Source organism: Micromonospora sp. WMMA1923, assembly GCF_049179195.1.
GTDB classification, from domain to species: Bacteria; Actinomycetota; Actinomycetes; order Mycobacteriales; family Micromonosporaceae; genus Micromonospora; species Micromonospora yangpuensis.
On record NZ_JBMHLZ010000001.1, the window covers coordinates 3,272,234 to 3,285,473 of the forward strand.

At 68.4% G+C, this 13,240-nt stretch carries 7 protein-coding genes and 3 CRISPR repeat arrays (1 of these 10 only partly in view); of the genes, 3 read left to right on the forward strand and 4 right to left on the reverse strand.

What is annotated here, in order from left to right; all coding sequences use genetic code 11:
* Positions 1 to 260: direct repeats of the CRISPR family, unit length 30 nt; unit sequence GTCGCTCATCGTCCCTGGAGGGATCGCAAC (it extends 171 nt beyond the left edge of the window).
* A gap of 246 nt (positions 261 to 506) precedes the next feature.
* Both istA and istB read left to right on the forward strand, forming a co-directional pair.
* Entirely contained in the window at positions 507 to 2,006 is a 1,500-nt protein-coding gene (gene istA, locus ACN28G_RS14720) for an IS21 family transposase (protein ID WP_421478112.1), read from the forward strand.
* A complete protein-coding gene (gene istB, locus ACN28G_RS14725; protein ID WP_421478111.1) occupies positions 2,003 to 2,794 on the forward strand; it encodes an IS21-like element helper ATPase IstB in 792 nt (263 codons plus the stop codon). The genes istA and istB overlap by 4 nt, the downstream gene beginning before the upstream one ends.
* A gap of 322 nt (positions 2,795 to 3,116) precedes the next feature.
* On the opposite strand, the gene ACN28G_RS14730 is transcribed toward istB, so the two are convergent.
* Entirely contained in the window at positions 3,117 to 4,559 is a 1,443-nt protein-coding gene (locus tag ACN28G_RS14730; protein ID WP_421479403.1) for an SAVED domain-containing protein, read from the reverse strand.
* A gap of 154 nt (positions 4,560 to 4,713) precedes the next feature.
* Positions 4,714 to 5,069: a CRISPR direct-repeat array (repeat unit 30 nt; unit sequence GTTGCGATCCCTCCAGGGGTGATGAGCGAC).
* A 348-nt stretch (positions 5,070 to 5,417) separates the two neighbouring features.
* Between ACN28G_RS14730 and ACN28G_RS14735 the strand changes: the two genes are divergently transcribed.
* A complete protein-coding gene (locus tag ACN28G_RS14735; RefSeq protein WP_421479404.1) occupies positions 5,418 to 6,689 on the forward strand; it encodes a tetratricopeptide repeat protein in 1,272 nt (423 codons plus the stop codon).
* 103 nt (positions 6,690 to 6,792) lie between these two features.
* A CRISPR array of direct repeats spans positions 6,793 to 7,286; the repeat unit is 30 nt; unit sequence GTCGCTCATCACCCCTGGAGGGATCGCAAC.
* A 280-nt stretch (positions 7,287 to 7,566) separates the two neighbouring features.
* Here ACN28G_RS14735 and ACN28G_RS14740 read toward each other — a convergent pair.
* The 3 genes from ACN28G_RS14740 to ACN28G_RS14750 all read right to left on the reverse strand — a co-directional run bounded on the left by ACN28G_RS14740 (position 7,567) and on the right by ACN28G_RS14750 (position 13,180).
* Positions 7,567 to 8,580 carry a tyrosine-type recombinase/integrase gene (locus tag ACN28G_RS14740; protein WP_421479405.1) on the reverse strand — a complete coding sequence of 338 codons (1,014 nt, stop codon included), beginning with the start codon at positions 8,578 to 8,580 and terminating at the stop codon, positions 7,567 to 7,569.
* Complete coding sequence (locus ACN28G_RS14745) at positions 8,577 to 9,056, reverse strand: hypothetical protein (protein WP_421479406.1); 480 nt, start codon at positions 9,054 to 9,056, stop codon at positions 8,577 to 8,579. The genes ACN28G_RS14740 and ACN28G_RS14745 overlap by 4 nt, the downstream gene beginning before the upstream one ends.
* 311 nt (positions 9,057 to 9,367) lie before the next feature.
* Entirely contained in the window at positions 9,368 to 13,180 is a 3,813-nt protein-coding gene (locus ACN28G_RS14750) for an eIF2A-related protein (RefSeq protein WP_421479407.1), read from the reverse strand.
* Positions 13,181 to 13,240: the final 60 nt, after the last annotated feature.

A 13,240-nucleotide genomic window follows, 5' to 3' on the forward strand; every position in this document is an offset into this window, starting at 1 on the left:
ATGGTGAACTGGCGGACCACGTGGCGCATGTCGCTCATCGTCCCTGGAGGGACCGCAACGTTGGCGGGGTGGCCCCGTGATGACCACGACCGGAACCCGTCGCTCATCGTCCCTGGAGGGATCGCAACAACGGGGAGCGGGCCGCCATCAGCGCCACCGTGCCGTGTCGCTCATCGTCCCTGGAGGGATCGCAACACCGGATGCGCGCCCGGATGCGGATCGAGACCGACGTCGCTCATCGTCCCTGGAGGGATCGCAACGATCATCTCGCGCCGGTCGCGGGTAGTTCGTCGTAGGACAGACAGGGCGCGATGCCGGTTGTGCCGTCCCGCACGGCTTCCGTGAGTCTGCTGGTCGTGCCTCCGTCTTCTGGTTTGTGCGCGGCCAGTGAAAGATCCCCATAGGCGGCCATTTACCGCCCCGCTGATGGCCAGGGTTCTCCCCGTGGACGGCCAGATACCTCCCCGCTGATCATGACGAGACGCTGGTCGGCGAGGGTCGGCGGCGTGAAACGCGGCAGGGAGATCGTGGAAATCTTGGAGGCGTACGACCTCACGGGTAGTTACCGTGCGGCGGCTGAGTTGGCCGGGTGTGATCACCACACGGTGGCCCGGTATGTGAAGTTGCGGGCCGAGGGGCGCAGTCCCGAGGAGCGGACCCAGCGGGCTCGGCCGATCGACGAGTTCATGGACAAGATCGAGGAGTTGGTGGCCCGCTCGGGTGGCCGGGTCCGCGCCGATGTGGTGCACCGGCGGATCACCACGATGGGCTTCGCCGGCGGGGAACGCACCACCCGCCGGGCGGTCGCGGCGGTGAAGAAGTCCTGGCAGGTAGGGCAGCGACGGGTGTTCCGCCCGTGGATCCCCGAGCCCGGTTTGTGGCTGCAGTTCGACTGGGGCGAAGGCCCACGCATCGGCGGCCGGCGGACCACGTTGTGGTGCGCGTGGCTGCCCTGGTCGAGGTTCCGGGTCGTGATCCCGGTGCTGGACAAGACCCTGCCGACGGTTGTGGCCTGCCTGGACGCCACCCTGCGGCGCCTGGGTGGGGTGCCGGCTTATGTGTTGACCGACAACGAGAAGACGATCACGGTGGAGCACGTCGCGGACATCGCGGTCAGGAATCCGGAGATCGTGCAGGTGGCCCGGCATTACGGGATGACGATCCGCACCTGCGTGCCGGCGGACCCGCAGTCCAAGGGCGGCGCCGAGAACACGGTGAAGATCGCCAAGGCGGACCTGGTCCCGACCAACGCGAACCTGCTCGGCCAGTACCGCACATTCGCAGAGCTCGAAGCGGCCTGCCGCGACTTCACCGACGAGGTCAACGCCCGTCTACACCGCGACACCCGCCGCCGCCCGGCCGAAGCCCTGCTGGAGGAACGGACACGGCTGCACCCGTTGCCGGCAAGGGCGTTCACCGTCGCGTTCGGCACCACCCGCCGAGTGAACTGGGACTGCACCATCTCCGTCGACGGAGTCCGCTACTCGGTCCCACACCACCTGGTCGACACCCGGGTCTGGGCCCGGTTCCACGGCGACGAACTGATCGTCACCGCCGTCAGCGAGGACGGTCCGGCCGAGGTCGCCCGCCACCAGCGGGCCCAGCCCGGCCGCCCGTCGATCCGAGATGAGCACTACCCGCCCCGATCACGCCAGTCCGACACCGCGCAGCGGGTGCCGCGGGCCCGCACCGCCGACGAAGCCGCGTTCCTCGCCCTCGGCCCCGGCGCCGCCGCGTGGCTGGTCGAAGCCGCAGCCGCCGGCATCCGCGGAGTCCGACGCAAGATGGCCGAAGCCGTCGCCCTGGCCAAGCTGCACGGCGTCGACCACGTCGACCGGGCCCTCGGCACCGCCGCTTTGGCGGGCCGGTTCACCGACAACGACCTGATCCGCATCCTCGCCCACCAACGCGACGACGACACCCCACCCACCCGGGCCAGCGAAACCCACAGCCTGCAACCAGGCACCTCCGCCTGGTCAACCTTCGGCACGACTGGAGAACAGTGACCATCACCCCGTTGCGGGTCACCGGCACGGCCGGTGACCCGCTGACCGAAGCGATCGAGCTCACCCGCCGCCTGAAACTGCCGCACCTGCGCCGAGCCATGGCCGACCTCATCCCCACCGCGAAAGCCCAACGCTGGGACCCCGCCGAGGTCGTGCGAGTACTCCTCGCCGAGGAAGCCGCCGGCCGGGACCAGGCCAACCTGCGCACCCGCCGCAAACGCGCCGCGTTCCCCGCCGGCAAGACCTTCGGCGACTGGGACGAGACAGCCTCGTCGATCCCACGGCCGACCCAGGACGCGCTACGCAGCCTGGAATGGGTGCACCGCAAGGAGAACCTGTCCATCTGTGGCCCGTCGGGCACCGGCAAGAGCCACTTCTGCGAAGCCCTCGGCCAAGCCGCCGTCGAAGCCGGCATGACCGTCGCCTGGTTCACCATCGAAGACCTCGGCGTCATGGTCCGCCGGCACCGCCCCGACGACTCCGTCACCCGAGCCATGACCCGACTGATCCGCACCGACCTGATCATCATCGACGACATCGGCCTGCTACCAGTCTCCCCGGACGCCGCCGAAGGGTTCTACCGCCTCGTCGACGCCGCCTACGAACGCCGCAGCCTCGCGGTCAGCTCGAACCTGCACCCCTCCGGCTTCGACGAGATCATGCCCAAAACCCTCGCCACCGCCACCGTCGACCGACTCCTGCACCACGCCCACGTCGTCGTCACCCAGGGTGACAGCTACCGATTCAACCAAGCCACCGCCGGACAAGGCGTCAAAACCTTGCACTGACCCCAACACCACCCCACGGCGGGAAACTATCTGGCCGCCGCTGGGGAGAAACCAAGGCCGCCAGCGGGGAAAACTACTGGCCACCTACGGGGAAATCCGATTGGCCGTTGACACAGGTCAGAGTACCGAACTCGGGTAACTTGGGTACGCCCCTCCGCCGCTGGTAGTTCGAGTCTGCGGCGGCGTGGACGACGGTTGTCGGGTGGTGCCGTCGACGCCCGACGCCTCGTCTCCGCCCGCGGCGACGCCACGCTGAGCAACGCCAGCCAGTAGGTGCATGCCTCTATCAACGACGATGCCATGGCGTTTTATAAGGGGCCTGTCAGGTGATGGTGATGGTGGGGGCGTAGTTGGTGACGAGGTGCTCGTGCACAACGGTGGGTGGCATGAGGTTCCAGTGGTGGCCGAGCATCAGGACCGCGCCGGCGGGAGCGGCGAAGAACATATGGAGTCGCGGAGCTCGGGTCTGGGCAACCGCACTTCGGATGACCGCGCGGGCAGCATGGGACCAGCCGACGGCATAGGCGGCGTCGGGTACCGAGGTTTGCCCAGGGACGATGGCTGTGCTGAGCACGATCAGTTCATGGATGGGAGCGGCAACGTCGCGGAGATAGTTCGTAACGTCGTCGGTCGGGTCGTGGGTGAGCGCAAGAGCGACGGCGAGGTCCGGTCCTTGGCCGAGAACGACGCGGCTGCGCACGGACGCCTCGACATCTGCGGGGGGTGCGTCGCTGCGCCACTCGACGTTTCGCTGGTCGAGCGAAACGACCCATCCTCGAGTATCGGGCAGACGTGCCCCGATGGCGAACCACAAGGGCAGCCGCATGGCGCCGATGATGTGTACGCGCCGGACGCCGAACGCTTCCAGGTCGTGTACAGCCCGCGCGAGGGACGGGGTGACGACTTCTTGCCAGTCAGCGGGGTCTCGAAGCTGGCGCCGTTCACGGTCTGTCTCGCCGTCATAGAGGTCGACGAAGTCGACGGTGACTGCGGGTTGCAGATTGTGGGCAGGGCGGTCGATGGCGTGGACGGCGAAGATAAGGGTTCCCTGGCGTGCGAGCAGGTTAGCGTCAGCGACCTGACGGCGGATGGCCTCAGGGGTCTGGGGTCCAGCACCGGTCTTGACCCAGTCACGGACGATGTCCCGACCTCGGATGACGGCGTCATCGTCGGTGCGCAGCCCGGCCCCCCGCATGGCGTCGCGGGCCTGCCGAGCCCAGGATGTTTCGCCGCCTTCATGGTGGAGTTGAAAATCGACAAGGAAGTCCAGCAGTTCGTCGTTGCTGATACCGAGGTGCTTGGCCCAAGCGCGGCGGGCCTTGCCGGCTTCGGTGCGACGCCCCTTGGTTCCGAGGAGCCGGGAGACGGTGTGGGTCAATTTATCGCGCAGCTTGAGGATTGGGTCGTCGGGGTCGAAGCTACGGTTGGTCACTAGGCGGAACTCCGGCTTCGGAGCCTCGTGGCGGTGGGCAACCCAGGTTGTGTGGAAATGCTGCAGCGGGCTTTTGCCGGCGGCTGTCGCTGGGGTGGTCAGCCAGTCGTTGTCGACCACCGTCTCGTCGCTGTTGGAACTCTTGATTTGCTCGTAGCTGTTGCGGCCGGTGTGTCGCAGCACGACAATGTCGTCGAAAGCCCCTCCGGCGGTGTCTTCGATGCTGACCGAGATGATGTCGGGGTCAACGAGGGCTTGGCACGCCCAGTACCAGCCGATGATGTGCTGGTAGTCGTCGCCTCGAAGCGCCGCAGCGCGGGCGGGCAGAGTCATGGTCTGGTCCTCGGGCTGGTTGATGTGGCATGAGTGAGCCGGATCTGTCCAGCATGGTCGGGGTGTGGGTGTCGAGGCTGCCGTCGGGCAGAACGACGATGAGTCTGATGGGCTGGCAGTACGGGCGGGTCCAGGACTACGAGATCCCGACCGCGTTGCGATCCCTCCAGGGGCGATGAGCGACCTACACCCGCAGCAACGGCACGCCGGAAGAGTTGACGTTGCGATCCCTCCAGGGGTGATGAGCGACGTGCGGGTCCTGCGGCGGCACGAGCGTCGGCAACAGTTGCGATCCCTCCAGGGGTGATGAGCGACAGCCCGGCCCGCCCCAGAACCACTTGTGGGAGAAGCGTTGCGATCCCTCCAGGGGTGATGAGCGACGTGGGTCTCCAGCGCGGTGGCGGCCGCGTAGAGGTTGCGATCCCTCCAGGGGTGATGAGCGACTCAGCCATGGCGCACCGTCCCGTGCCGGACGTCGTCGTTGCGATCCCTCCAGGGGTGATGAGCGACCCGAACCTTAAGTCGCAGGTCAGAGCGCCTTTCTCCACCCCGGTTCGGGCAGATTCTGCAGCGGTCCGCCGGTTGTGCATCTGTGCAGGTCAGAGTACCGAATCCAGGTCACCCTTGGTGCTCCGAGAGCGACCATCCGTCGGCACCAACGGGCTTGCCCGACGTCGATGACGAGCACCTGAATCGGCGGCAGGAAGCCGAAGCACATACCGGGCCACTCGCGAAGGATCTGGTCCAGCGGAGGAGCGTCTCCGGTCCCCGTCTGTGTACGCGCTCTGGCGCGGTTTCCCTACCGCACCGCCCGTGCCCGCCCCCGATCCACGGCAGGTGATCTGCTGTGATGTACCCGTGGGCCTGGACGACCGTGACGAGCTGACCGTGCTGGTGGACCGCCTGCGGTGGGACCGCCGCCGTGACCCCTACTCGGGCGGGCGTGCCTACTCGCGCGCCGCCCAGGACCTCGCCGGCCACTGCGAACAGCTGATCCACGTGGGGCAGTCCGCCGTCGCAGTGCCGGTGCTCCGTAAGGCGGTCGACCGGATGACCACCGCCCTGATGTACCTCGACAGTTCCTCCGGGGTGCTGGGCAACGACCTCGCGTACCTCATGGATCTTTACGCCCGGGCCTGCCGGGACGCGCCGCCACGACCGAAGAGCCTGGCGGCGTGGCTGGTGAAGCTGGCCTTCGACGGCCCCGGCTGGCCGGACGTACGGCTACCCGACTGGACACCGGCACTCGGGCCGGCCGGAATCGCCGAAGTCAGCCGGCTGGTCGACCAACGCGCCGCCGCCGGAGGCTCCGACGGCCAGCAGTGGGCGGTACGGTACCTGCGCGAGCAGTTGGCCGAGGTGTCCGGCGACGTCGACCGGTACGTCAACGTCCTGGCCGAACACCTCGTCAGCGCCGCCCGGTACACCCTGATCGCACGCGTCCTGGCCGACGCCGACCGGCCGGCCGAGGCCATCGACTGGGCACGCCGCGGCCTCACCCACCACCCATCCGGCTTCCAGACGGCAGACCTACGCGACCAGCTGGTACGGCTCCTCATCGACACCGGCGACCCGGACACCGCAATGGCCGAACTGTGGACGGCGTTCCACACCCAACCAACGGTCGACAACCTCCGGAAACTGCTCGTCACCGCGACCGACACCCACCAGGACACCCCCCACACCACCGGCCGCGCCCTGACGGCACTACGCGAACGCGCCCGACAGGACCCCCGGTACCTGCCCCACCTGATCGACGCCCTCACCCTCACCGGCCACCACGACGAGGCCTGGCACACCGGCCTACCCCACCTCCAAGACCTATCGGCCCGACAACGCACCGAACTCCTCCAGAGCCGGCAACGCACCCACCCCGCCGACGTCCAGGCACCCTACCGGGAAGCCATCGACACCCAACTACTCGACTCGTACGACAAACGCCGCTACGACAGGGCGATCACCCTGCTGGGCAACCTCCGCGACGCCCACATCGCAACCGGCGACACCGCCCCATTCACCGCCTACCTCGACCAACTGCGCGTCGAGCACCGACGCCGGCCGACCTTCCTGGCCAAACTCGACACCGCCCGCCTGCACTCCCGAACACCAGGCTCCTCCGGCCACACGTGAATCCGACGCTCTGACCAGCACAGATGCACAACCGCCGGACCGCTGCAAAAATAGGCCCAACACGAGCACCAGAAAGCGCCCTGAGCTGCAACTTAAGACTCGGGTCGCTCATCACCCCTAGAGGGATCGCAACGAAAGAACCCGGCCATGTTGTGGGTGCTGAACACGCGGTCGCTCATCACCCCTGGAGGGATCGCAACATCCGGCTCGCCGGATTCGAGATCCGCGACAGCATGTCGCTCATCACCCCTGGAGGGATCGCAACTTCAAGGGCGGGGCAGGGTGGGGCCGGCGGCATTCCGGTCGCTCATCACCCCTGGAGGGATCGCAACACCGGCTTGTGTCCGGCGGCGACGGCCCACGTCCAGGTCGCTCATCACCCCTGGAGGGATCGCAACGGGTGTCCGCGTCGACCCCCACGGCCAGGTACGAAGTCGCTCATCACCCCTGGAGGGATCGCAACCCATCTGCCCGTTGTGCATGCGAGGGGCGGTCGGCTGTCGCTCATCACCCCTGGAGGGATCGCAACACCGTCGGACCCCAGGTGTGACCGTGGTCCATCGCCCGGTCGCTCATGACCCCTGGAGGGATCGCAACGCGTACAGGTAGCCGGGCCGCGCGTTCTTCCACTCCCAGTCGCTCATCACCCCCTGGAGGGACTGCCACGCCCTCCCAGCCCGTACCCCTTGATGGTCGTTAAGGCCCCAGGAAGACCGCAACGGAATGAGTTCACCCAGCAGGCCGACTTCGCCGCACCACGACCCGCCCGCACCTCCGCCGCAATCACCAAGATCCGGTAACGCTGCCGGCCCGTAGCCGGCCGGGCAAGGGAGTGGGACCACAAGCACCCGCGCAGGCCCCACTCCCTTACCGAACGTCAGGCCAGCGGATGCGGTTCACTGGTCAAGGCCGCCAATGCCGCCGCCACCTCATGAACCGTCGCCCGAACGTACGTCGACGTCGTACCGGCGTCGCCACCGGTGCCCGAATGCCCGGCGTAAGCCCGCGCGATCGCGTACCCGAAGTTGCGTTCCACCCAGGTCAGCGTGGTGTGCCGCAACCAGTGTGTACTGATCTGCTGCGCCCGCACCCACGGCAGATGCTCACCGATCCGCACCCACAGATGGTCGTACCGCCGATACGTGATCGGCTGACCGCTGCGATACCGCAGCAACGGCCCCTCCTCCGTGGCGTGCCGCTGCTCCGCGTGCCGCAACAGGTACCGCATCAGCGTCGGTGACACCGGCTGCCACCGCACCGTCTCACCCTTCTCCCGCAACAGCACCAGACACTGCTCCCGGTCCAGGTCGACGGGGCGCAGCGCGAGGGCCCCGCCTCGACGGCAGGCCGTCTCGACGTGCAACCGCAGCAGCAGACTGTCCAACGCGGGATCGTCCCCCGACGACGCCGCCACCTGGCTGATCTCCGCCAACCGGGCATCAGCCAACGCCCGACGCGTACTGGGCAACCGACGCGGCTTTGCCACCCGCAACGCCGGATTCGCCTCCTGCGCGATCAACCCGTCCGCGACCGCCCGCCGGTACAGACACCGTAGCGCCGCGATCAGATGCTCCGCCGCGCTGCGCCCACCACGACCGTTACGCCGCACCACCACCCGCGCCTTGACCTCCTCGGCCAACCGCTCGATATCCGACGGCGACGGCTCATCGAGCCGCCGATCACCCCACTGCTCCACCACCCGATTCCAGTACGACCCGTACGCCCGGCGGGTGCCCGTCGACACCGCAGCAGCCACCACCGGCACGTACTCCGCGAACGTCGGCACCGGCGGCCCCTCCGACGCCGGCTGCACCAGCTCCGCCGCCGAGATCCCCAGCCGCGCCAACAACAACCGCGCAGCGTCCCGCTCAGCCTTCCCCGCACCACTCACCGCCGGTCACCACCGAGCACGGCAGCATGTACCTCGGCGAGCACCGTGTCCAACACGACCGGAGGGTGGACCACCAGCAGCCCGTCGACCGGATCAGCCGCCAACAGCACCCGGTCACCCGAGCGCAGACCGCACCAGTGCCGCAGGGCAGCGGGCAGATGCAGATGCCCACCGGCGGTCACCGCGAAGGAACCGCACCGGGCGGCTCGTACCACGATCATCCCGCCACCCTCGGCGGCCTGCAGACGTGTACCCGCCGACCAGCCGAGAACGCCGTTCATCATCCGGTCGCCGATCCGGCCGCTGGCGTCGACGGCGGCCATCCCGTACACGAGACGACCCACCCGCTCCGGCGGGACGACCGACAGCGGCAACGGCGGTCGCTGCAACGCACGACCACCGGAAGATCGGGTACCGGCCCGCTGGCCGGGCAGGGCCACCGGCGGGATCACGGAGGCGAGTTGGCCGTCAGCCACGACGACACCCCCTGCCCATCAGACAGAGGGTGTTCGAGAGTGTTCCAGCACCAGTACGTCGGATACAGCACAGGTGCTTCAAATCGGTGTCCGAGGGGCAACAGCAACCAGACATCCATGATCGCCATTCGAGATGAACTGCAACTGGTGCCCAAGTGACCCGTCGACGCCGACGCTACGCCGCCGGGGCGGTGGCGGCGGGCATGGCTCGGCTGCGGGAGGCGATCGGGGTAGCCGCCTTTGGGGATCATCAACCGGCCGCCGACAGTCGCGGCCGTCGGCTCGGTGCCGGACTCCTGCCGGAGTGCAGGTCAGGCGCAGGGGTTCTGGTACGGGTGGTCGCCGACGAGACGGTTCCACTCGTCTTGGCTCACCAGGTCACCGGTCGTGTTGCAGATTCGCTGTGCGGCGGCGTCGGGATCGGTGTTGTAGATCCAGGTCTGTTGGGTGATTCCTCCGGCTGCGAGAGTTTGGCCGTCCGGGTGGAAGTCCACCGAGTAGACCGCGCCGGTGGGGGTGGTGATCGTGGCGATGCGTTCGGGTCTGCTTAGGTCGGTGAGATCCCACAGCCATACGCTGGAGTCGGTGCCGGCGGCGGCGAGGGTTTTCCCGTCCGGGGAGAACGAGAGCAGGTAGACGTAGTTGGTCGGTCCGGTGATCGGCTCTCCCGTGGGACGTGCTGGCCCGTCGCCTGCCACCCGCCACAGGCGGACGGTGCTGTCGGCGCTGCTGGTGGCCAGGATTTGTCCGTTAGGGCTGAAGGCCACGCTGTACACGTAGTGGTTCGATACCTGGACGGTTTCCCCGCGGGGCCGCGGGGTTCTCGGCACGCTGACATCCCAGATCCGGATGGTGTGGTCGGCGCTGCTGGCGGCGAGCGTGCGACCGTCGGGGCTGAAAGTGACCCAGGTGACGTATCCGGCGAAACCTTTCAATGTCGCGATGGGGACGGGGTTGGCGGGCTGTGAGGTGTCCCAGAGCCGGATCGTCCCGTCGTCGCTTCCGCTGGCGAGTAGCGTGCTGTCCGGGTGGAAGGCGACGGACTCGATCTGAGCGTCGTGGGCGTCGACCGGGTCGCCGTATGGGGTCGGCCGGGCGGGATCTGAGACGTTCCAGAGCTGGTAGGTGCCGCTCCCGCCGTGGCTGACGGCCATCGTGCGGCTGTCTGAGCTGAAGGCGAAGGTGCCGGCGAAGGCGTCCGGGCTGGGGAGGGGGGGTCCGTAGGGAACGGGAGCGGCGCGGTCGGTGACATTCCATAGCTGGGTCTCGGTGCTGCCCACCGCGAGGATGCGCCCGTTGGGACTGAAGGTGGCGGAGCTGACGACGCCGGGCGCGGTCATGGTCGGGCCGTTGACGGGCCAGATCCGGGCGGCACCGTCGTTGGTGGCCGTGGCGACGGTCCGACCATCGGGTGCGAAGGCGACGCCGGTGACGGGAGCCGGGTGGGGATGGCTGCCCACCATTTTCCGGCTGGTCACGTCCCACAGTCTGAGGCCCACGGCGGTGTCGGAGCTTCCGGCGGCGAGAAGCGTTCCGTCGGGGCTGAACTGGACGGCGTTCACCCAACTGTCTGCTCCGGACAGGGGCGGTCCCAGCTTTTTGGGGCGCGTCGGGTCGGACAGGTTCCACAGGTGCACCTGGTAGTCACGGCTCGCCACGGCCATTCTCGTGCCGTCGGGGCTGACGGCGAGGTGGTGCACCTGGCCCTTCGCACCGGTGGCCAGTGCAGGGATGGGTGTTCGGCGTGGCGCGCCAAGGTGCCACACCTCGACGGCGCCTGTCTCCCCTCCGGCTATCACTGTCTGAGCATCGGGGGTGAGGGCCAATGCGGAGACAGGCGTGACGCCGGATCGAAGTGTGGTCCCGATCTTTCTGGGTCGTTGGGGATCGCGGAGGTCCCATCGGGAGAGGAGGCCGTCACCGCTGGCGGTGGCCAGCACGGATCCGTCGGCGTTGACGGCCAGCATGGTTGATGCCCGGTCAAATGTCCCCTCGGGCACCGCGATCGGCACCGGGCGACGGGGGTCGGTGCTGTCCCAGAGGCGGACCACTCCATCCTCGGTGGCTGCAGCGAGGTAGCGGCCGTTGGGGCTGTAGGTGACAGATCGCCAGGGGGCGGCCTGGTCGTCGAATGGGGCGAGCCGCTCGGGGCGTGGCTGTCGACTCAGGTTCCAGCTGCGCAGGCCGGGACCGGAGGCTGCGGTCAGGACCGTCCCGTCTGGGTGCCAGCTCACCGCCTGCATCTGCCGATCGCCCGTACTGCTCAGACGTACGGGAAGGGTGTTGCCGGTGGCGCCGATCATGCTGGCTCTGGCCTCGGGTGTCGGCCAGATCCGGAACGCGGCGACCGCCAGTTGCGCGGCCAGCGACAGGTCCTTGTCGCGTAGCTGGTCGGCACGGCTGGCGACCAGACGGGATAGCGCCTGGTCCCGCTGCACCACCGCCGCGCCGCGAAGATGCTCGGACCGGTTGCGTTCGACGAGGGCCAGGGCACCCCCGGAGACGGCTGCCATCAGAAGGACCGTGAGGACTGTGACCGCGAGGTACAGGCGACGCGCCCGGCGACGCTCGTGGCGCAGGCTCGCGGCGACGAAGGCGGTGGTCGTCGGAGCAGCCTGCCGCTGATGCTCACGCAACCACTCCACCGCCGAGGCGAGCTGGCCACCCCGGTAGAGGTGGTCCTCATCCTGGCCGGCAGCACGCCACTGCGCGACGGCGGTGTCGAGACGCCGTCCGACGATAAGGGCGGCGCGGTCCGCGTCCACCCATTCCCTGAGCTTCGGCCACGACGTCAGCAGGGCCTCGTGACTGATCTGCACGGTGGTCGCGTCGACGCTGACCAGGCGCTGGGCGACGAACCGGTCGACGACCTCCCGGACGGCCTGGGCCTCAACCGGGTCCAGGTGGTCGACCAGTTCGGCGGGCGCGACCCGGCGACGGACATCCACGACACCCGGCGCGACATGGACGAGCTGCAGGAAAACGCGCCTCGCCGCCACGCGCTGGACCGGATCCAAGCCGTCGTAGATGGTGTCCGCGCTGCTCGCAATGGCACCGGAGATCTCGCCGGCCGCACGGTAGTCGGCAGTACGCAGCCGACGTCGCCGTCCCTGCTGCCAGGTCGCGTACAGTGCGTGAGACAGCAAGGGCAGGACACTGGGATCGGTCTCGGACCTGTCCGGGCCATGGGCAGGGGCAACGTCGCGCAGGATCAGGTCGACAAGGCCGTCGTCGACGGCGAGCCCGGCCCGCTCCGCCGGTCGAACGATGGTCTCCCGCAGTTCCTCATCGGTCATCGCGCCGACCATGAACTGATTGTCACGCAGAGCATCCAACAGGTACGGGTGGCGGAGTGCCGCAGCGTAGAAGTCGGCGCGCAGCCCGATCACCACGGTGTGGCCATGCCGCTGGGTGAGCTCAGCCAGGTTCAGGAGGAACTCGACACGTTCCCGCTCCTCGGCGCAAGCGGTAAAGATCTCCTCGAACTGGTCCACGATCAGCAGGAGGCCCGGCGGTCCAGGGGATGGGGAACCGCCGCCAGCCGTCAGGTGTCGTGACAACTCCTGCACCGGTCGGCTCCCCGGGGTCATCACCACCGCTGGCCGCTCCTCGTTCCCTTTCCGCACCTCAGCCAGCAGACCAGCCCGCAGCAGGGACGACTTCCCCGCACCCGAGGCACCCACGACGACCAGGGCGCCGCCACCGCACGCATCGACCTCACGTACCCGTTGCAGCAGGTCGCGCGTCAAGCGTCCACGGCCGAAGAACCAGTCAGCCTCCTCGACGTCGAAGGCCGCCAGACCACGGTAGGGAACGACGAGGCTGGAGCGTCGGCCGGGCGCCTGCCGAATGCGCTCCCAGGTCCGTAGCCACGCCTGCAGCTGTTCCGGGTCCACGACTCCACAGGCCCGCAGCACGTCGACCAGCACATCCCGAAGGGCCAACGAGGGCAGGCCCTGACCGGAGAACCACCCCCCGATGGTGGTCCAGGGAACCCCTACCCGAGCGGCGACCTGACGCACGGTCTGCCCTGACCGCTCCCGCAACACGGTCAGCTCACGGGCGAAGTCCTCCCGGTCGCGTATGCCGGACAACCCGGCACGCTCGTCGTCTTCACGGCTCACACCCACCCCCGGCCAGCCAACCGACCCACGCCTCGACGCTAGTCGATGCCGAAGTGGCTG